Genomic DNA, 19,544 nt, shown 5'->3' with positions numbered 1-19,544 from the left:
AGGGGCAACGCATGAAGTTCGCGCATTACTACCCCGGTGCCGCAGGGGAGCACTCGGGAGTGGTCGCGGCCATCGCACAGTGGACGCACGCGATGCTCGACGCGGCCGAGCAGGTCGTCGTCCTGCATCACGGTGCGCCGCCCGAGCCCGCCCGGTACGGTGCTGCCGAGCTACGGCAGGTCCGCGACATCGGGCGGGGGCGGCCGACACGGGTTCCCGTCGGTCTCGACAAGGCGCTGCACGACGTCGACGTGCTCGTGCTGCACGAGGCGTGGTTCACCGCGAACCTGGTGGCCGCCCGGGCAGCACGGCGGGCAGGAGTGCCGTACGTCGTGGTCCCGCACGGCGTGTTCGAACCCACGTGGATCGGCTACCTGAGGCAGCCACGGCGGCTGCGCCGTGCGCTCGAGGCGTCCGTGTTGCGTGGCGCCGCCGCGGCGCACGTGTGGTTTCCCGCAGAGGCCGAGCACGTCCGGCGCATCGAGCCCGCCACCCGGTGCGTCATCGCACCGCCGGGATTCGACGTGCCCGCGGAGCGGTGGCGGCCGGGCGGGGACTACCTGGCGTGGTACGGACGCTACGCGGTGCGCAACAAGGGAATCGACATGCTGCTGTACGCGCTGTCCACGCTCCCTGCCGCGTGCAGGCCCCGGCTACGGATGCACGGCGTGGACTACGAAGGAGGTCTCGCGTACACCAAAGGGCTCGTCGACGCGCTCGGTCTCGGCGACTGGGTACGGGTGTCCGGGCCGATCCGGGGTGCGGACAAGCGTGACTTCGTCCTCGGCAGTGCCGGGTTCGTCCACCCGTCGCGCTGGGACTGCATCCCGATCGCGGTCGCCGAGAACCTGGCGCTCGGTGTGCCGTGCCTCGTCTCGGACAGGATCAACCTCGCGCCCGCGCTCTCCGCGGAACGTGCGGCGCTGGTGACGGAGCTGGATACGGACATGCTCGCCGCCGGGCTGATCGAGCTGAGCGAGCGGGGTGCCGAGCTGTCCGGGCGCGGCAGGGAGTTCGTCACCAACCACCTGTCGTGGCGCGACATCGTCCCGCACTACCTGGATCAGATCGAGGACGTGATCGGTGTCGGCGCGCGGTAGCGGTCAGCCCGAGCAGAGCACCGGAGAACGCGGTGGCAGTACGGCGCGCAGGCTGGGCGGTTACCTGCTGTCACTCGGCACGGCCGAGATCATCGGGCGGGGCCTGTCGTTCTTGGCTCTCGTGGTCGTCGCACGGGTCCTCGGGCCGGAAACCTTCGGTCGGGTGGCGTTCGCCCAGGTGATCGTGCTCTACCTGACCGCGCTCGGCGACGGTGGGATCACCCTGTGGTCGCAGCGCGAGATCGTCCGGCGACCGGGCGAGCTGTCCCGCATCGTCGCACAGACCCTGGCCGCCCAGGTCGCGCTCGCGGTCGCCGCGATGGGGACCCTCGCGGTGATCGCGCTGGTCGCTCCGTTGCCCGCAGGCACGTCCGTGCTGATCGTGGCCGCGGCACCCGTGGCCCTCGCGCAGGCGTTGAGCACGGTCTACGCGCTGCAGGCCCTTGAGTGGATGCGGGCGGCGGCGCTGGTGAAGGTGGTGACCCAGGCCGTAGCGGCCTGCGCGGCCGTCGGGGTCGTGTTGCTGACCCGGCAGCCGGTCTGGGTCATCATGACGATGTGGATGGGCCAGCTGGCCGGGGCCGTGCTCGCACTGGCCATCCTGGTGTGGCGTGGCGGGCTCCGCGCTGAACTACCCAGCACGGCAGGGGTACGCGCCACCCTGGCAGCGGGTCTGCCGATCCTTGGCAGCCTGGCGCTCATCCACTACTCGCAGATGATGGACACCGTGGTCCTCGGCCTGCTGCGTAGCAGCTACGAGGTCGGCATCTACGCGGCGGCCGCGCGGTTGATGCTTGTCGCCGCGGTAGCCGCGCTGGTCATCACGAACGCCTCCTACCCGGAGATGGTGCGCAGGCACGCCGACGGGGAGGGGCGGCTCGGCGAGTTCAGTGGCCGTGCGCTTGCGCTGACGCTACGTGCCTCGATCGCGGCCGCGCTGTTGACCACCGTGCTTGCTCCCGGCATCATCCGGCTGCTCTACGACGCGGGGTATGCCGACAGCGGTGCCGTGCTGCGCATCCTGGCGTGGCTGTTTCCCGCGCTGTGTTTCTCGAGCCTCGCCGGTCAGGTGTTGATGGCCGCCGGTCGCCGCGCGCTGCTACTGCGGGGCGTCGCGACCGGATCCGCGTTCGCGACCGTGGCCGTGCCGCTGGGAGCGATGTCGGCAGGCGGGGTCGGTACGGCGGTCGGCCTGGTCGGCGCGATGGTCGTGCAGTGCCTCGCGTTCACCTGGCTGGCCCGCGGTCCGCTCGCCACCGGGTGGCGCGCGCGGCTCGGCCCGGAGCTGGCGTTCGGGGGCCTGCTGTGCCTGCTCGTGCTCGCCGCGCTCGTCGCTTCGGGCGGGCACGTGCTCGCGGCGGCGGGGGCGTTGTCGCTGGGACTCGTGGCCATCGAGGCCGGCAGGGGACTGCCCACGGTCCGTACCGTCTCACCCCGGTTACGGGAGCGTGCCGCCCGTACGCGGTGAGCACGGCGTCGTGCCGGGCCGACCCGCCGGAATACGGCGAACGGGTCGCCCGCCGTGCTCGGCGGGCGACCCGTTCCTGACCGGTCAGATATGCCTGCTGCTTCGCGAGCAGGGTCGTGCTTCCGGGTCGTGGTGGCTGAGGAACGTCGCACCGCGCCAGTAGGACGTTCGACCACGTACCCGGAGAGCGGACAGCCGGTCCGGCCGTCCTGATGCGATGTGCTGGTCAGGCTCGTACCCGCGCCAACGTGTGAGCCTGCCCAGCGGCATGGCACGAGACCTCAGACAAGCCAGCCGAGGACGTTGGCCATGCCGGCGAGAATGCCGGAGACGATGTCGCCGTCGGTGCAGTATCCGGTGCACATGGCGAACGTTTCGATCATTGAGGGGCTCCTTAATGGATTGACTTGTTGATCCTTCTGACGTGCTTTCGAAAGCGGTGAGAAGGTTTTCAGGCCGGACGGGCGGTGTCAACGCGGGAGCCGGTGCCGGTCGGGGCGCGCCGCCGGAGGGTGCGAAATGGACCGAGTCTAAACGTGTAGTACTTTCGTGTTTTCACCGGGCCGGTTGAGTATTCTTCACGCGGCAGGGTCGTGATCGACAGTGCATGGTTACGGCGTGTGATTGCTCCATGGTGAGGACGACTCGATTCCGTGTCGCACGATCGAGCGTCAGCGGTGATACGCCGAGTAATTCGCGAAATGTGACCCGATAGAGTGACAACCCGGAGGGCTGGGCGCCGTGGGGAGTCCGGTCGGTGAACGGGACACCGGGATGCTCAGCGCCGCTTGCGCGCGCCGGGACGGGGGAGCACGAGCGGGGTATGCGTCAGCGGGTCGTCCATCACCTCGCACGGCAGCCCGAAGACCTCGCGCACCAGGTCGGCCGTGACGATCTCGGCAGGCTCGCCCGTGGCCGCTACGGCGCCGTCCCGCATGGCGATGAGATGATCCGCGTAACGGCACGCCAGGTTCAGGTCGTGCAGGACAAGCACCACGGTGCGCCCGTGCTCGCTGTTGAGCTCGGCGAGCAGGTCCAGCACCTCGATCTGGTGTGCGAGATCGAGAAACGTCGTCGGCTCGTCGAGCAGCATGGTCTCGGTCTGCTGAGCCAGCGCGAGCGCGATCCAGGCGCGCTGCCGCTGGCCCCCGGACAGCTCGTCGACGGCAGCATCCGACAGCCCGGTCAGTCCCGTCGCATCCAGGGCCGAGCGCACCGCGGCCTCGTCCGCCCGCGACCACTGCCGGAACCACCGCTGGTGCGGATGCCTCCCGCGACCGACCAGATCGGACACCGTGATGCCGTCCGGTGCGAGGGGCTGCTGGGGTAGCAGGCCGAGCCGGGTGGCGAGCTTGCCGGTCGGCATCCTGGCGATCTCCTCGCCGTCCAGCGTGACCGAACCGTCGCGCGGGCGCAGCAGGCGGCCGAGCCCGCGCAGCAGGGTGGACTTGCCGCACCCGTTCGCCCCGACGATGCACGTGATCCGAGCGGGCGGGAGCTCGAGCGACAGCTCGGAGATGATCGGGCTACCGTCGTAGCCCAGTGTCAGGTCACTGGTGGCGATCCGCCCGCCCGTGGTGTGTGGCTGAGTGCTCATGCCTGTCCGATCCTGTTCATCCTGGTGAGCAAGTACAGCAGGTACGGTGCGCCGAGAACGCCGGTCAGCACGCCGACCGGCAGCTCGGTGCCGCCGAACGCGGTGCGCGCGAGCAGGTCGGCGCCGAGTACCAGGAGCGCGCCGCAGGCCGCGGCCGGCAGCAACGCCACGGCCCGCTCGCGCAGCAGCCTGCGCACGATCTGCGGGGCCACAAGCGCCACGAAGGCCACAGGACCCGCGACCGCGGTCGCGCCAGCAGCGGTCGCCGCGGCGGTGAACAGCAACGCGGCACGTGCGAGCTGCACCCGGCCGCCGAGCGCGGCAGCGGTGTCGTCGCCGAGCTGCAGCAGGCGCAGCTGCCTGGTCAGGGCGAGCGCGATCGGTGCGAGTACCGCCAGGCCGAGCCAGATGATCCCGACGTGGTCCCAGGACCGGTTCGCCAGGCTGCCGGTCAGCCAGATCATGGCGCGCGCGGCCGTGTTCAGGTCCGTGCGCGTGATCAGGTACGAGGTGACCGACGTCAGCATCGCGGTCAGCCCGATACCGACGAGCACCAGCCGGTAGCCCGCGACGCCGCGCCGGTAGGCGAGCAGGTAGAGCAGCAGTGCCGTGCCGACGGCTCCCGCGAGCGCGGCGCCTGTCACCTGCCGCGTGCTGCCGGTCAACGCCACGATCGCGCAGACCGCGGCCGTGGTCGCACCCGCGTTGATCCCGATGATGTCCGGGCTCACCAGCGGGTTGTGTGCCAGGCGCTGCAGGATCATGCCCGAGATCGCCAGGGCTGCGCCGACCCCGGCCGCCGTGAGCGCGCGTGGCAACCGCATATCCACGACGACGTGCGCCAGCATCGGGCTGGACCGGCCGGTGAACACCGAAAGTACGTCCGTGACGGTCATGGTGAAGTCACCGAGAGCCAGCGACGCGACGGTGGCCGCGAACGCCAGCCCGCCCAACACGCAGCCGAGCACCAGCGCGGGCCGGTAGACCCGCACGGCAACGCCCAGCCGGTGTGACCGGAGCACGTGCGTGCCACGCGGCAACGGAGTTCCGCCCGATGTGGACGGACTCGAGTGCGGTTCGCCCGGTAGCGTGCTCATAGCCCGGCCAATCGCTTGCGGCGGACGAGGTAGATGAACACGGGTGCCCCGACCAGGGCCGTCACGATGCCGACCTGCAGCTCCTCGGGCCGTGCCACGACCCGGCCGAGGATGTCGGCCACGAGTAGCAGAGCCGGGGCGAGCACGGCGCTCCACGGCAGGATCCAGCGGTAGTCCGGGCCGGCTATGGCGCGGGCGACGTGCGGCACGGCCAGCCCGACGAAGCCGATCGGTCCGGCAGCGGCGGTCGCGGTTCCGGCGAGCAGTACCACGGCCACCCCGCCGAGCGCTCGCACGCGGCCGAGCCGGACCCCGAGCGAGCGTGCCAGGTCGTCCCCCGTCGCGAGCGCGTTGAGCGAGCGGGTCAGGGCGAACGCCAGGACGAGCCCGGCCGCGATGAACGGCGACGCCTCCGCCAGCATCGCGCCGTCCGCCCCGCCCAGCGAGCCGACCACCCAGAACCGGTACTCGTCCAGCGATGCCCGGTCCCGCAGGATGATCGCGGAGGTGACCGAGCCGAGCAGCGCGGTCACCGCGGCTCCGGCGAGCGCGAGCTTCACCGGTGTCGCGCCGCCACTGCCGGTCGAGCCGACCGCGTACACCGCGACCGCCGCGAGCGCGGCGCCCGCGAAGGCGAACCACACGTACCCGAGTACCGCTGTGACGCCGAGCACGCTGATCGCCAGCACGGTGGCCAGCGAGGCGCCCGCGTTGATGCCGAGGATGCCGGGACCGCCGAGCGGGTTGCGCGTCACGCCCTGCACCAGCACGCCCGCCGCACCGAGCGAGACTCCGACGGCCAGCCCGACCAGCGTGCGGGGCACCCGCAGATGCAGCACGACGAGGTCGGTGTCGGACCCGGTGTAGGCGAAGTAGGCCGCATGCACCTCGTCGACGGTCAGCCGCTCGTGGCCGATCAACAGGGACATCAGCATGGCGGCCGCCAGCACGAGCACCGTCCCGAGCAGGCCCGCGCTGCGCGACCACGTCCCGGACAGCAGTCCCTGGCCCTGCACGGCCGCGGTGAACCAGCTACGGATGCGTGACCACACGGGAGGCGCGGCCGCGATGACCGAGGAGGGAGACTGGGTGGTCATCGCGGACCTACCCGGTACCGCTGCGCCGTGCCGGGAGTGTGCCGGCCCGGCCGGTACGGAGGTGCGCGCGCGATGCGATGGCGATCATCGCGGCACCTCCTCTACTCGAACAGCTCGGGGTGGATGGTCCCGGCGATCTCGGCGATGACGGTGGCGCTGCGCACCCCCGCCGACCGGTTCGCGAACGTGAACTCGTGCACGTTGCCCTCGGCGACGGCGGTGACGTTGGCCAGCGCGGGGTTAGACAGGATGGCCTCGACATCGTCCGCGGAGTCCTCGGGGGTCATCCCCGCGGCACAGCAGACGTCCACGAAGATGTGCTCGGGGTCGCGATCGATCAGCTCCTCGGTGCTGATGTCCACGTTCCGCTTGCTGTCCAGGTCGGCGAAGGCGTTCCTGCCACCGGCGTGCGAGAGGATCTCGGAGGAGAAGTCCGGGCCCGCCGCGATCCGGAAGCCGTCGGCATCCGGGCGGCCGATCATCACCGACGGGCGCCGGAGGTCGTCACCCGCCGCATCGAGCGTCTCGGCGACCTCGCCGATCGTCTTCCGCATGTCCGCGATGACGTCCTCGGCCGCGTCCTCCGTGCCGAACACCGCCCCGAGATCGCGCAGATCCTCGTAGACAGCCTCGATGGTCACCGTGGACGGATCGATCGTCTCGTCGCCCGCACCGTCCTCGCTGGGGCACAGCGGGCTGAAGATCCAGCTCTCGATACCGATCTCGCGGAGGCTCGCGCGGGTGCCGAAGTTCTCGTCGGTGAACGCGCCGTTGAAACCGGAGAGCACGAAGTCCGGCTCGGTGGACAGCACCTCCTCCCTGCTGGGTAGCGTCTCGTAGTACCGCTGGCCCTGCTGGGCCTGCGTGTACTCGTCGAGGACCTCGGCATCGAGGTAGGCGGTCCCGACGAGCCGATCGCTGACTCCCAGCGCGTGTGCCATCTCGATGGCCGGTTGGTACGCGGCGAAGATCCGCTCGGGCGGTTCCGAGACGGGAACCTCGATGTCGCAGTTGAGGATGTGATCCGTGCCCGTCGCTTCCCGGTCTCCGGACGGGTCCGGAACGCCGCAGGCGGACGCGGTGAGCGCGAGCGTGGTGAGTACGGACAACGTGATGCGGGACGCACCGGAACGAGTGGTGCGTCGCGTGTGTCGAGATGTCAAGCAAACCATCCTTCGTGGCTTGAGCCATGTACGACCGCCGTAGCCGGTCTCCTGGCTCCCGGAGGCGGACGGTGTCCAGCCCGTCCCGCCTTCCCGGGCCTGGTCGGCCCAGTGGCGCTCGTGGGACGGGTACTCCGGTCACAGTGGCGAGGACCGCGCCGGACTCGAACCGGCTTCCCGTGCACTACGGCAGTACGCGCTGTCTGCGTGTTGTCGGTGTGTCGTTCTCGTTCTCGCCGCGCGCCGTTCGCGCGCCGAGAACGTCAACCTCTCACCGGTACGTGCCCCCGGGCAAGTGTCCCGGTCGGCCGGTGAGCGCGGTCACGCTTCACACTGGGGTATGAACCGATGCGTCGATGAGCACGCGACAGGTACGAGGAGGGCACGATGTTCGGCAAGGCAGCGGCCGTGTTTCGGCTTGTGGCGGTAGCGGAGGCGCTGTCCTGGGTCGGCCTGCTCGTGGCCATGTTCGCCAAGTACGTCGTCGGGCTGGGCGAGGGCGGCGTACCGGTCGCGGGCATGGTTCACGGGATCATGTTCATCGCCTACATCGTGGTGACCCTCGCCGTCTTCCGTGCTCTCGACTGGAACGCGCGGACGCTGCTTCTGGCCGTGGCCGCGGGGGTCCCACCATTGTTCACCTGGTGGTTCGAGGTCTGGGCGCTGCGCTCGGGCCGGCTGGACAGCCCCGGCTGCGTCGGCAGCGGCGGAGTGGCGTTGTTCACGGTGCGCGGCCCCGCCACCGCGTGACTCTCGTAACAGCCCTTCCGCCGAGGAGATATCCGGCGCGCGCGAGCCGCTGACGCGAGGGCACTCGATTGGTGGATTACTGCTGTGCAGGGTAAACAGATATCCTGGATGCGCAGCGTGGAACCACGGTGGGCCCGAACCGAGTACGGTGCGGGGGCCGGACCGCTCCGGCGGTCGTTACGGGGCCGGGTCCACTTCCCGTGCCAGCGCTCGCTGCTGACAACGACTTTGCCCCTCGACTTCACGCGCGGCCTGCTGGTAGCCAGGCTCGCGAGCTCGCGCACCCGTATCGCCGACCTGTGTGGTGTGTGGACAGTGCTGTGCTTGTGGGTGCTTGTGGGTGCTTGTCGGTGTCAGTCGGGGCGGGACGCGATGCGGGTGCGTTCGCGCGTCAGGTGAACAACACGTCCCCGGTAGTACCGAGGGCCGTGCAGCGCGACGTGTAAGGAGACGGCAGTGGTCGATCGACTCAGTGGCCTGGACATGTCGTTCCTGTGCCTCGATGGTGCCGAGCGACCGATGCACATGGGCGCCGTACTGATCTTCGAGCCGGAGGAGCCCACGAGCGCGGCGCGCGTCGCGCGAACACTCGCGCACCGTGCCGCACGTGTTCCGCAGCTCGCGCGGACGGCACGCGACACGTGGTTGCCGTTCGCGGGGAAGGTCTGGGCTGCCCGGCCGAACCGGGACGTGGCCGGCCATGTGCACACGCACGCGCTGTCCGAGCCGGGCGCGCCCGAACAGCTCGAACGCACGGTCTCGGCGCTGATGGCGCAGCCGCTCGAGCAGGGGCGCCCCCCATGGGAGCTGCACGTGCTCGACGGGCTCTCCGGAGGCCGGTTCGCCGTGGTGATCAAGATGCACCACGCCCTCGCGGACGCCGCCGGTGCGATCTCCGTGGTCGGCTCCCTGCTCGACGGCGCCGAACCGTGCGAGACGCCAGCGGACGCGGGACAGCGGACCCTGATCGACGAGCTGCTGAGCTGGCCGGCAGGCGCTCGCCGGGCAGGCGGGCAGCTGGCCGCCGACCTCGCAGGTGGTGCCCCGCGGCTCCGCGAGCGGGCACAGCGGCTGGCGGGCGTGGCGGCCGCGACGGCCACGGCCGCGCGGCCCCGGTCGCTCGCGTCCCCGGTGACCACACTGTTCGGCGAGTCGCCGAGGCGCGAGTGGACCTGTGTACGGCTGGACGGCGCGGAGCTGAGCCGCGTCCGCAAGTACACAGGAGGCACGCTCCACGACGTGGTGCTGTCGGTCATCGCAGGCGGGGTCGGACGCTGGGTGCGCGAGCACAAGGCAGGCAGCGCGTTCTACGCTGAGGCGAACCCGCGCGCGTTCATCCCGGTCAGCATGCGGCGCAGGAGGAGCGCCGAGGGCCAGGTCGGTAACCAGCTGTCCGGGTACCTGTGCGAGCTGCCCGCCGACGCGACCGACCCGGTCGAGCGGGTGCACCGGGTACAGGAAGCCATGCGGCGCAACAAGGAGCACGGGCCGGACAGCGGCGCCGGGGCGTTCCCGCTGCTGGCCGATGCGGTGCCCGCAGGCGCTCACCGGCTGGCGACGCGGATGCTGGGGCGAGCATCCCCGCTGCTGTTCGACACGATGGTGAGCACCGTGCCGCTGCCGAACACCCCGATGCGGCTGGACGGTGCCGAGCTCGGCACCGTCCAGCCCGTGGCCCCACTGGCGCTCGGCCAGGCCCTGTCGATCGCTGTGGCCGTGCACCGTGGCGATGTGCAGATCGGGCTGCTTGCCGACCCGCGCGTGCTGCCGGGCGTGGACGGGCTCAGGGACGATGTGGCCAAGGCCGGAGCCGAGCTGCGCAACGCCGCGTCCGCCGCCGAGGGCTGACACCACCCGGTCGTCAGGGTGTCGTCAGGATTCGGTGAAGTCGCCCTCGGCCTTGCGTACCCGGGTCAGCAGGTCGATGAGCTGTTCGGTCTGGCGGTGCGTGAGGCCGTGCAGCCCGAAGTCGATCTCGTTGACCGCGGTGGTCGCCTGCTTGCGGCGCAGCCGCCCGTCCTCGGTGATCTCGACGAGCGTGGTGCGGCGGTCCGTGGGGTGTGCGCGGCGTACGACCAGGCCGTCCCGCTCGAGCCGGTCCACGATGTTGGTGACGCTCGTGGGGTGCAGCTGCAGGCGTTCGCCCATCACGCGCATGGGCAGGCTGGACCGCCTGGCGAAGGTCAGCAGCACCAGCGCCTCGTAACGCGCGAACGTCAGACCGTGCGGCTTCAGCGCCGTGTCGACCGCGGACTGGATGATCTGCTGGACACGCATGATGCCGGTAACGGCGGCCATCGTCGTCGACGGGCCGATGTGTTCTTCCCACAGCTCGGCTGCCCTTGCGATGGGATCGAACGGCAACGGGCGGTCCATGCCAGTGAAATTACCAGCGCGCACCAGCTGTGCCGGATACAGGTGCGGCAGCGGTCCGTCCGTGGCACGACGGTCGCGCAGCGGTACGTGTGACGGTACGTGCCACGGGGCGCGGGCGCGCGTGCCGCACGTGTATCACGGGAGGTGTGCGCGGTACGCGGGCGGCGGTGCGCAAGGGCTACCGGGACGGACAGCCGGCACGCGTTCGTGTCAGGATGGGGACCGTGACACAGCCACGTGGAGCATCCAGGCAAGGTAACCAGCAAGCGGTATCGGCCGCGCTCTCCGGCGCCGTCGACCTGTCCGGGCTCAAGGAGCGTGCGGACGCGGCACGCCAGCAGTCCTCCGGCGGAGGCGGCTCGGCGCCGGGCGGGGGTGTGGTCGTCGACGTCACCGAGTCGAACTTCCAGTCCGAGGTGGTCGACAGGTCGAGGAACACGCTGGTCGTGGTCGACCTGTGGGCCGACTGGTGCCAGCCGTGCAAGCAGCTGAGTCCCGTTCTCGAGAAGCTGGCCGGCGAGTTCAACGGGGCGTGGGTTCTCGCGAAGATCGACGTCGACGCCAACCAGCGGATAGCCCAGCTGTTCGGCGCACAGTCGTTGCCGACCGTGATCGCTGTTGCCGGCGGTCAGCCCGTGGACGCCTTCTCGGGGGCCCTGCCCGAGCAGGAGATCCGTACGTGGCTGAACTCGTTGCTGGATGCGCTGCGGGACAAGCTTCCCGGCATCGCCGCGGCCGAGCAGGGCGCGGGCCAGGTCGAGGGTGAGGCGGCCGAGGAGGACCCGCGCTTCACCGAGGCCGAGGACGCGCTGGCGCGGGGCGACTACGCCGCGGCCGAGGCGGCGTACCAGAAGATCATCGACGCCGAGCCGAGCAACGAGCAGGCGAAGGCCGCGCTGAACCAGGTCCGGTTCATCGCGCGCGCGAGCGATATCGACCCCCAGGTGGTCGCCAGGGCGGACGCCGACCCGAACGACATCGACGCGCAGCTGTCCGCCGCGGACTACGCGGTGCTCCAGCAGCAGGTCGAGCAGGCGTTCGCCCGGTTGATCAACACCATCCGGAGCACGAGCGGGGACGATCGTGATCGGGTGCGCACACACCTCGTCGAGCTGTTCGAGCTGTTCGACGCCAACGACGATCGTGTGCTCAAGGCGCGTAGGGACCTGGCGAGCGCGCTGTTCTGAGCCCAGCGGCTTGCCGGCCGGACGGTGTGCGCCCATCCGGCCGGCAGGCAGCTAGGACTGCGTGCTCGCCTCCTCGACCCTGCCGGCCTGCCACTCGTAGGTGAACCCGGCAGAGGCTTGCGCCGCGGCTTCCCGGACGAGCGGGGCCAGCTCGGTCAGCCGCTCGTCGTCGAGGCGGTAGGTCGGACCCGAGATACTGATCGCGGCGACCACGTCGTTGTCGAAGGAGAGTATGGGCGCGGCGATCGAGCTCAGTCCTTCCTCGAACTCCTCCGAGGTGGTGGCGTAGCCGTTGGCCTTGCACCGGTCGATCTCCTCCCGCAGCAGGCCGACGTCGGTGATCGTGCCCGGGGTGAACCGCTCGTGCGGCCCGGCGACGATCTTCTCGAAGTCCCCGTCCGGTAGCGATGCCAGGAAGATCTTCCCGGAGGCCGCCGCGTGCAACGGGATGCGCCTGCCGAGCCAGCTGCGGCTCGCCACCGTCGACGTCGACACGATCTGGTCGATGGTGACCGACTCGAAGTCCTCGCAGACCGACAGGGTGATGGTCTCGTCGGTGTGCTGCGCCAACCACTCGCAGCCCGGTTGCGACTGCCGCCGGATATCCGGCCCCACGGTCACCGCGTGCGCGAGCTGGAGCAGTCCGAAACCGAGCCGGTACTTGCCGCTGTCCACGTGTTGCTCTACCAGGCCGCGCCCTTCCAGGGTGTTCAACAGGCGAAACGCCGTCGACTTGTGGACACCCAGCGCGTTGCCGACATCGGTGACACCGGACCAGCCGTTGGCCGCGAGGAACTCCAGGATGGTCACGGCCCGTTCGACGGACTGGACGCGGCCTGGTGCACGGTCGTCGTTGCTGATATCCACGGATCGCCAGTCTACATCTTGCCTGTCCCGCGCAGGACGTTCCGCGTGCTCAGGCCGCTGCCCTGCGGGCACGGACCCGTTCGAGTACCGCACCGAGCACCTCCTGCACGTCGCCGATCACCGCGTAGTCGGCGCGGGCGACCAGGGGCGCCTCCGGGTCGGTGTTGATGGCGAGGATGGTCTTGGCGCCCATGCACCCGACCCAGTGCTGGGTCGCCCCGCTGATGCCGCACGCGATGTAGAGCTCGGCACCGATCTTGGTGCCGGTCAGGCCGACCTGGTCGCTGTGCGATCGCCACCCGTTGTTCGTGGCCACCCGCGAGCACCCGACCGCGCCGCCGAGCAGCTCGGCGAGCTCCTCGAGGGGGGCGAACCCCTCGGCACTACCGACCCCGCGGCCACCGGACACCACGACACGGGCGGTCGCGAGGCTGACGCCCGAGCCACGGCTGGTGCGGTCGACGATCACACTGTGCGGCATGGTGGCCCGCGGTGCCGGAACGAACTCCAGCACGTCGACCTCGTGGGTGGTAGTGGCCTCCGAGATCTCGACGGATCCCGGTACCAGGCTGGCCAGCTTGACCCGGCCGGACAGCTCGGCGTCCTCGAGCAGGATCCCGCCCCCGCGCTGCCGGGTGAGGTTCCACGGGTCACCCGGCTCGATGGCGACACAGTTGCTGGCGAACGGCTGGTCGGCGCTCGCGGCGGCGTTGGCGAGGAGCTCGTTGCCGCGGTCGGTGCTCGCGGCCAGCACCCCGGTCACGCCGGTGTGCTCGACGAGCTCGGCCAGCGCCGCTCCCCACAGCTCGGGGGAGTACTCCTGAGTCGCGTCGGAGGTCACCAGGTGCAGCGTGGAGACGCCGTACTTGGACAGCCCCGCCGCGAGGTCGCCGTGCGCGCCGAACGCCGCGGCGTGCAGGTCGAGCCCCGTGCCCTCGGCGAGATGCCGGGCGCAGGTCACTGCTTCGAGCGATGCGGCGGAGACCCCTCCCGCGTCCTCCTCGACGATGACGAGCAACATGATCTACACCAATCCCTTCTCGGCAAGCACGTCGACGACCGGGTCGGCGGCCTCCGCTCCGTAGCCGAGTACGACGGTCTCGTGCTCCTTCTCCGGTGGCTGGCGAAGCCGGACGGTGCGCAGGCCTCCCGGTGACGGCTCGGGACGGATGGTGCGTACCGGCGCCTTCTTCGCCCGGAGACGACCCTTGATACTGGGGTAGCGCGGAAGGTTGAGGCCTTCCTTGACCGCGGCCGCCGCGGGGAGCGGCGCGTCGTAGACCTCCACCCCGTCGGCGACGTCGCGCTCGAGCGATACCCGGCCGGTACCGATCTCGATGCCCTTGATGCCGCCGACGATGGGCAGCCCCAGCGCTCGGGACACCCGGACACCCACCTGGTAGTGCCCGGCATCCGCCGTCTCGTTGCCGAACAGCAGCAGGTCGAACGGTTTACCCTCGGACTCGACCATGCGGATCGCCTCGGTGAGAGCCGTGGCTGTGGCCTGCGGGTCGAGCTCGCGAGCCCCGGTCTCGACGAGCACGCCGTGATCGGCACCCATGGACAGCGCGTAGCGCAGCTGCTCGTCCGCCTCGGGTGGTCCCGCGGTGAGCACGGTGGTCGAGCCGCCGTGCTCGGCGACCATGCGGATGGCCTCCTCCACCGCGCACTCCTCGTGCGGACCGATCGTGAAGCCGAGGTGGCGGGTGTCGATGCTGGTGCCGTCGGCACTCAGCAGCACCTTGCCTCCCGGCGCCGGTACGCGCTTGATACATACCAGTACATCCATGAGGTCCCCTCTCACGCCTTCATGCGCTGGTCGTCGGGGTCGAACAGCGGAGTCCGCCCGGCACGGGCGACGGTGACCGGGTAGCGCTCACCCATGTACTCCACCAGCAGCGCGCCACCCTCGACGGCGTGTTCCGGCGGCAGGTAGCTCATCAGCAGGTACGCCCCGAGCGAGGGGGCGGATCCCGCGCTTGTGACGTAGGAACCGCGGCCTGCGTTGTCCACGATGCGGTCGCCGGAGGTGGTCAGCACCGGGGAGTGCGGCTGCGGGTACCTGCGCGTCCCACCGGAGTCGGCGTGGTCGTCGACGGTCAGGGTGCACAGCCGCGCGGCAGGCTCCTGCTCGCGAGCCTTCAGGTAGGCCTCCTTGCCGATGAAGTCGGCCGACTTCACCTTCGGAAGCGCGAGGTCGGCCTCCACCGGGTTGTACTCGCTCTCCAGCTCGGCGCCCATCAGCCGGTAGCCCTTCTCCAGGCGTCCCGTCGTGCCGTAGACCCCGATGCCCGCGGGGACGATGCCGTGCTCGGCGCCCGCGTCGAACAGCGCGTCCCACAGGTGCAGGCCCTGTTCGAACGGTGCGTGCAGCTCCCAGCCGAGATCGCCGACATAGGAGATCTTCAGCGCCAGCACGGGCACACCGTCGACGGTGAGCTCGCGTGCTGTGCCGAACGGGAACGCCTCGGCGGAGATGTCCTCCTCGGTCAGCGCGGACAGCACGTCCCGTGCACGCGGTCCCCACAGGCCGAGGGTGGCCACGGCGGATGTGACGTCGGTGAGGACCACGGAGCCGTCGTCCGGTACGTGATCGCCGAACCACTTGCGGTCCCGTGCGCCGTCGGCGCCACCGGTGATCACGCGGAACTCCTGCTCGCCCCGGCGGACGATCGTCAGGTCGCTGCGGAAACCGCCGCGGTAGTCGAGTACCGGCGTGTACACCACCTTGCCGACCGGTTTGTCCACCTGCGCCATCGCCATGCGCTGCACGTAGTCCAGCGCACCCGGCCCGCGGACGTCGAAGTGCGCGAAGGCGGACAGGTCGATCGCCGCGACGCGGTTCCGCATGGCGAGGTGCTCGGCGTCGATGATCGGCGACCACCACCGCGCGTCCCACTCGTGTGGACGGTCGTCGATGTGCTCGGCGAACTCCGCGAGCAGGTGCCGGTTGGACTCGTACCAGTGTGGCCGTTCCCAGCCACCGACCTCGAAGAAGCGTGCCCCGAGGGCTTCCTCGCGGGGGTGGAAGGGCGACAGGCGCTGGTTGCGGTTGGACTCCCACTGCTCGTTCGGGTGCACGATCCCGTAGATCTTGTTGTACCCCTCCATGGCGCGGGCCCTGACGTGCTTCGCGGTGCGTTGATGGGGGTAGAAGCGGGCGATGTCGGCACCGTGCACGTCGATCTCGGTGGTGCCGTGGGTCATCCACTCCGCGAGGACGCGGCCGACCCCGGGCCCTTCCTTGATCCACACCGCCGCCGCCGACCAGAGGCCGGCGACCTCGGGGGTCTCGCCGAGTACCGGGCTGCCGTCCGGGGTGACCGACAGCAGGCCGTTGATCGCGTGGCGGACCCCGGCCCCCGGCGCGTTGAGGATGCCGGGGAACAGCTCGAGCGCGTCCTCCATCTGCGGGTCGAAGTCGTCGTCGGTGAACGGCAGCTGGGTCGGCGACAGCTGCGCGGCCTCGATCGACGGGATGTCGTCGGTGTCGTGCAGGATCGGCCGGTGCGCGTAGGAGCCGATCTCGAGGTCCGCCCCGCTCTGCCGCTCGTACATCAGCGCGTCCATGTCACGCACCAGCGGGAAGGAGACCTCCGTGTGGGTCTCGGCCAGCTCCGGGATGGGGCCGACGTCGATCATCTGGTGCACGGCCGGGGTCAGCGGGATCCGCGCGCCCGCCATCGCCGCGATCCGCGGGCTCCACACGCCGCTGGCCACGACCACGGTCGGGGTCTCGATGTCGCCACGGTCGGTACGTACCTTCGAGACCCTGCCGCGCTCGGTGTCGATGCCGAGCACCGCGGTGTTGGCCGAGACGGTCAGGGCTCCGAGCGCGATCGCCTGCTCGCGCATGAGCACGCCGCTCTGCAGCGGGTCGACCACGGCGGCCGAGGGTGTCCAGAACCCGAGGCGGATCACGCTCGGGTCGATGTAGGGCACGAGGTCGGCCACGGCCGACGGGCTGAGCAGCTCGGCGTGGATACCCCACGCCTTCGCCGAGGCCATCCGCCTGTTGAGCTCCTCGACCCGGCTCTCGTTGCGTGCCAGCTCGAGACCGCCCGGCGCGGTGAGCGTGCCCAGCTTCTCGTACTGCTGCATGGAGTCGACCGTCAACGCGGTGATCTCCTTGGAGTGGTCCACGGGGAAGACGAAGTTCGAGGCGTGGCCCGTCGACCCGCCCGGGTCCGGCAGCGGCCCCTTGTCGAGGAGCACGATGTCGCGCCAGCCGAACTGGGCGAGGTGGTGTGCCAGCGAGTTCCCCACGATCCCCGCGCCGATGACGACGACATCGGCGCGGTCAGGCAGTGTGTTCATGGCAACTCCAATCGGTGGTCTTGTGGACGGTGGAGGCGACACGGCGTCAAAGCACTGCCCGTATCTCGCCTTCGAACGCGGCGACGTGTTTTCGCAGGATCTGCTCGGCGGCGTGTGCGTTGCCTTCGAGTACCGCGGCCAGTAGCTCGCGGTGCTCCTCGACGGCCCGGTCGAGTCGTTGGACCCTGTCCAGGACGAGGAACCACATCCGCAAGCTGTGCACGTAGTACTCCTCGAGAGTGGCGGCCAGGTAGGCGTTGTGGGCCGCCCGGTGCACGATGCGGTGGGTGCGCAGGTCCAGCCGGATCAGCTCGCGGTGGTCCGTTGCCTCCCGTGCCGCGTCGAGCTCGCCGAGCATGTCGGCGATGGCGTTCCGGTCGGCGGCGGTCGCCCGGTTGGCCGCCAGGTATGCGGCATAGGACTCGAACTCGATGCGGATCTCGCTGATGGCGCTGAGGTCACCGAGATCGACATGGCGGGCGAACATCCCCCGTCGCGGGACCACATGGACGAGCCGGTCGTCGGCGAGCCTGCGCAGGGCCTCCCGCACCGGCGTCCGCCCGAGGCCGAGGTCGGCCTGCAGCGCACGCTCGTCGATGGTCGCCCCCGGGGGGATCTCCAGGGTGATCAATCGGTCCCTGAGCAGGTAGTAGGCCATCTCGCTGAGACTGCCCGCGCTACGCCTGCCGGGCTCGAGCGTGATCAGGTCAGGCAGCTCGTAGCCGCCTGACGACCGGTGCCGAAGTGTGATGTCCATCACTGATACATGGTAGATATATCTTGCGTAATACGCAACGGTTGCTTCATAGGGAACACCCGGATCTTTCAGGACAGGCCGACGATCTGACCCGCCGAGTCGATGTCGATCTGTTCGGCAGCGGGGAAGGAGGACAGGCCGGGCATGGTCCGCATGTCCCCGCAGATCGCGTAGATGAACCCCGCTCCGGCCGAGGCCCGTACCTCCCGGACGGGAAGCCGCCAGCCTGTCGGCGCGCCCTTGCGTGCCGGGTCGGCCGACAGCGACAGGTGGGTCTTGGCGATACACACCGGTAGCGTGCCGAAGCCGCAACTCTCGTAGGTGCTCAGCTGCCGGGCCGCCGTCGGCGAGATATCCACGCCGTCGGCGCCGTACACCTGCCGCGCGATACGTTCGATCTTGTCGGCGAGGGGGAGGTCGTCGCCGTAGAGGAAGCGGAAGTCCGAGCTGGTCGCGCAGGCCTCCTCGACGGCTTCGGCGAGCTCGACAGAGCCCTTGCCCCCTTCGGTGAAGTGCGTGCTCGTGGCGACCGGCACGCCCTCGTCGGCGGCCACGTCCACGATCGCCTGCCGCTCGCTGGCATGGTCGCCGGGAAACGCGTTGATCGCCACCACAGGGGACACGCCGTGCATGCGGATGTTCTCGATCTGCTTGCGCAGGTTCGCTGCCCCTGCGAGCACGTCATCGGGGTTCTCGGCGAGGAGCTCCTCCGGCAGCGGCTTGCCCGCGGCGACGTGATGCCTTCCGGAGTGAGCCTTCAGCGCCCGCACCGTCACGACGATCACCGCGGCGTCCGGGACCATTCCCGAGATGCGGCACTTGATGTTGAAGAAGCGTTCCGCACCCATGTCCGCGCCGAAGCCGGCTTCGGTGATCAGGTAGTCCGAGCCCCGGATGCCGATACGGTCGGCGACGATCGACGAATTACCGTGCGCGATGTTGCCGAACGGTCCGCAGTGGACGAGCACGGGCGACTGCTCGAGCGTCTGCATCAGGTTCGGCTTGAGAGCCTCGCGCAGCAGCACACACATCGCCCCGGCAGCCTTGAGCTGCTCGGCTGTGACGGGCCGGCCGTCGTAGTCGTAGCCGACCACGATGCGACCCAGCCGTTCGCGCAGGTCCTGCAGCGAGGTGGCCAGCGCGAGTATCGCCATCACCTCGCTCGCCGCGGTGATGTCGAAACCCGACTGGCGGGGGATACCGTCGGCCCGGCCGCCGAGCCCGGTCACGATCTGGCGCAGGTCCCTGTCGTTGGAATCCAGCACCCGGCGCCATGTGATCGACTGCGGGTCGATACCCAGTGCGTTGCCCTTGTGCAGGTGGTTGTCCAGCATCGCGGCCAGCAGGTTGTGTGCCGAGGTGACCGCGTGGATGTCCCCTGTCAGGTGGAGGTTGAGCGACTCCATCGGCGCGACCTGGGCGTACCCGCCGCCGGCTGCCCCGCCCTTGATTCCGAACGTCGGCCCGAGGGACGGCTGCCGGACGGCGATCACCGCGCGCTTGTCCAGGTAGTGGAACGCTTGGCCGAGACCGACCGTCGTGGTGGTCTTGCCCTCGCCGAGCGGGGTCGGGGTGATGGCCGTGACCACGACGTACTTGGCGCGCGCGGCGTGGTCGCGCTCGGGAATGGCGTCCAGGGAGATTTTCGCGACGTTGCGGCCGTACGGCTCGACGAGGTGATCGCCGATGCCGAGGTCGGTGGCGACCCGATCCAGTGACCTGAGCACGGTGTGCCGCGAGATCTCGAGGTCGGAGGGCATGGCCAATT

At 70.1% G+C, this 19,544-nt stretch carries 16 protein-coding genes and 1 riboswitch; of the genes, 5 read left to right on the top strand and 11 right to left on the bottom strand.

The genetic code is table 11. The features are described from left to right. Nucleotides 1–11 precede the first annotated feature (11 nt). Together H0B56_RS05860 and H0B56_RS05855 are read left to right on the top strand one after the other, a co-directional pair. Nucleotides 12–1,100: a glycosyltransferase gene (locus tag H0B56_RS05860; protein WP_180891911.1), complete on the top strand. Its 1,089-nt coding sequence runs from the start codon at nucleotides 12–14 to the stop codon at nucleotides 1,098–1,100. Next, nucleotides 1,084–2,568 carry an oligosaccharide flippase family protein gene (locus H0B56_RS05855; RefSeq protein ID WP_180891910.1) on the top strand — a complete coding sequence of 495 codons (1,485 nt, stop codon included), beginning with the start codon at nucleotides 1,084–1,086 and terminating at the stop codon, nucleotides 2,566–2,568. Before H0B56_RS05860 ends, H0B56_RS05855 begins: the two co-directional genes overlap by 17 nt. A gap of 778 nt (nucleotides 2,569–3,346) precedes the next feature. On the opposite strand, the gene H0B56_RS05850 is transcribed toward H0B56_RS05855, so the two are convergent. The 4 genes from H0B56_RS05850 to H0B56_RS05835 form a co-directional block, all read right to left on the bottom strand. Next, on the bottom strand, nucleotides 3,347–4,165 hold the full coding sequence (locus H0B56_RS05850; protein ID WP_180891909.1) for an ABC transporter ATP-binding protein: 819 nt from the start codon (nucleotides 4,163–4,165) through the stop codon (nucleotides 3,347–3,349). After that, nucleotides 4,162–5,205: a FecCD family ABC transporter permease gene (locus tag H0B56_RS05845; RefSeq protein ID WP_219632362.1), complete on the bottom strand. Its 1,044-nt coding sequence runs from the start codon at nucleotides 5,203–5,205 to the stop codon at nucleotides 4,162–4,164. The genes H0B56_RS05850 and H0B56_RS05845 overlap by 4 nt, the downstream gene beginning before the upstream one ends. 53 nt (nucleotides 5,206–5,258) lie before the next feature. Further along, nucleotides 5,259–6,359, bottom strand: a complete 1,101-nt coding sequence (locus H0B56_RS05840) for a FecCD family ABC transporter permease (RefSeq protein WP_180891907.1) — start codon at nucleotides 6,357–6,359, stop codon at nucleotides 5,259–5,261. A gap of 101 nt (nucleotides 6,360–6,460) precedes the next feature. Then, on the bottom strand, nucleotides 6,461–7,522 hold the full coding sequence (locus H0B56_RS05835; protein WP_246360906.1) for an ABC transporter substrate-binding protein: 1,062 nt from the start codon (nucleotides 7,520–7,522) through the stop codon (nucleotides 6,461–6,463). Between the two features lie 24 nt (nucleotides 7,523–7,546). Continuing rightward, nucleotides 7,547–7,726, bottom strand: a riboswitch (cobalamin riboswitch). Nucleotides 7,727–7,909: 183 nt separating this feature from the next. On the opposite strand from H0B56_RS05835, the gene H0B56_RS05830 reads away from it, so the two are divergent. After that, nucleotides 7,910–8,272 (top strand): DUF3817 domain-containing protein, encoded by a 363-nt coding sequence (locus H0B56_RS05830; RefSeq protein ID WP_180891905.1) that lies wholly within the window; start codon nucleotides 7,910–7,912, stop codon nucleotides 8,270–8,272. Nucleotides 8,273–8,728: 456 nt separating this feature from the next. Beyond that, nucleotides 8,729–10,120, top strand: coding sequence for a wax ester/triacylglycerol synthase family O-acyltransferase (locus H0B56_RS05825; protein WP_180891904.1), 1,392 nt, complete (start codon nucleotides 8,729–8,731; stop codon nucleotides 10,118–10,120). Nucleotides 10,121–10,144: 24 nt separating this feature from the next. Here H0B56_RS05825 and H0B56_RS05820 read toward each other — a convergent pair whose 3' ends face one another. Next, on the bottom strand, nucleotides 10,145–10,648 hold the full coding sequence (locus H0B56_RS05820; RefSeq protein ID WP_180891903.1) for a MarR family winged helix-turn-helix transcriptional regulator: 504 nt from the start codon (nucleotides 10,646–10,648) through the stop codon (nucleotides 10,145–10,147). A gap of 224 nt (nucleotides 10,649–10,872) precedes the next feature. Between H0B56_RS05820 and H0B56_RS05815 the strand changes: the two genes are divergently transcribed. Continuing rightward, complete coding sequence (locus tag H0B56_RS05815) at nucleotides 10,873–11,835, top strand: tetratricopeptide repeat protein (protein WP_180891902.1); 963 nt, start codon at nucleotides 10,873–10,875, stop codon at nucleotides 11,833–11,835. Nucleotides 11,836–11,886: 51 nt separating this feature from the next. Here the strand turns inward: H0B56_RS05815 and H0B56_RS23425 are convergent, their stop codons facing one another. The 6 genes from H0B56_RS23425 to H0B56_RS05785 all read right to left on the bottom strand — a co-directional run bounded on the left by H0B56_RS23425 (nucleotide 11,887) and on the right by H0B56_RS05785 (nucleotide 19,542). Then, nucleotides 11,887–12,702 carry an IclR family transcriptional regulator domain-containing protein gene (locus H0B56_RS23425; RefSeq protein WP_180891901.1) on the bottom strand — a complete coding sequence of 272 codons (816 nt, stop codon included), beginning with the start codon at nucleotides 12,700–12,702 and terminating at the stop codon, nucleotides 11,887–11,889. Between the two features lie 49 nt (nucleotides 12,703–12,751). Beyond that, the gene (locus H0B56_RS05805; protein WP_180891900.1) at nucleotides 12,752–13,723 is read right to left on the bottom strand and encodes an electron transfer flavoprotein subunit alpha/FixB family protein; all 972 of its coding nucleotides are present in this window, start codon (nucleotides 13,721–13,723) and stop codon (nucleotides 12,752–12,754) included. Nucleotides 13,724–13,726: 3 nt separating this feature from the next. Then, on the bottom strand, nucleotides 13,727–14,491 hold the full coding sequence (locus H0B56_RS05800) for an electron transfer flavoprotein subunit beta/FixA family protein (RefSeq protein ID WP_180891899.1): 765 nt from the start codon (nucleotides 14,489–14,491) through the stop codon (nucleotides 13,727–13,729). A gap of 11 nt (nucleotides 14,492–14,502) precedes the next feature. Next, on the bottom strand, nucleotides 14,503–17,019 hold the full coding sequence (locus tag H0B56_RS05795) for a GcvT family protein (RefSeq protein WP_180891898.1): 2,517 nt from the start codon (nucleotides 17,017–17,019) through the stop codon (nucleotides 14,503–14,505). 46 nt (nucleotides 17,020–17,065) lie between these two features. Then, entirely contained in the window at nucleotides 17,066–17,776 is a 711-nt protein-coding gene (locus H0B56_RS05790; protein WP_180891897.1) for a GntR family transcriptional regulator, read from the bottom strand. 68 nt (nucleotides 17,777–17,844) lie between these two features. Beyond that, nucleotides 17,845–19,542, bottom strand: a complete 1,698-nt coding sequence (locus H0B56_RS05785) for a formate--tetrahydrofolate ligase (protein ID WP_180891896.1) — start codon at nucleotides 19,540–19,542, stop codon at nucleotides 17,845–17,847. Between the last annotated feature and the right edge of the window lie 2 nt (nucleotides 19,543–19,544).

Source organism: Haloechinothrix aidingensis (assembly GCF_013450155.1).
GTDB classification, from domain to species: domain Bacteria; phylum Actinomycetota; class Actinomycetes; order Mycobacteriales; family Pseudonocardiaceae; genus Haloechinothrix; species Haloechinothrix aidingensis.
The sequence above is the reverse complement of the archived record's forward strand: the minus strand, read 5'-3'. Positions and strand labels throughout refer to the sequence as shown.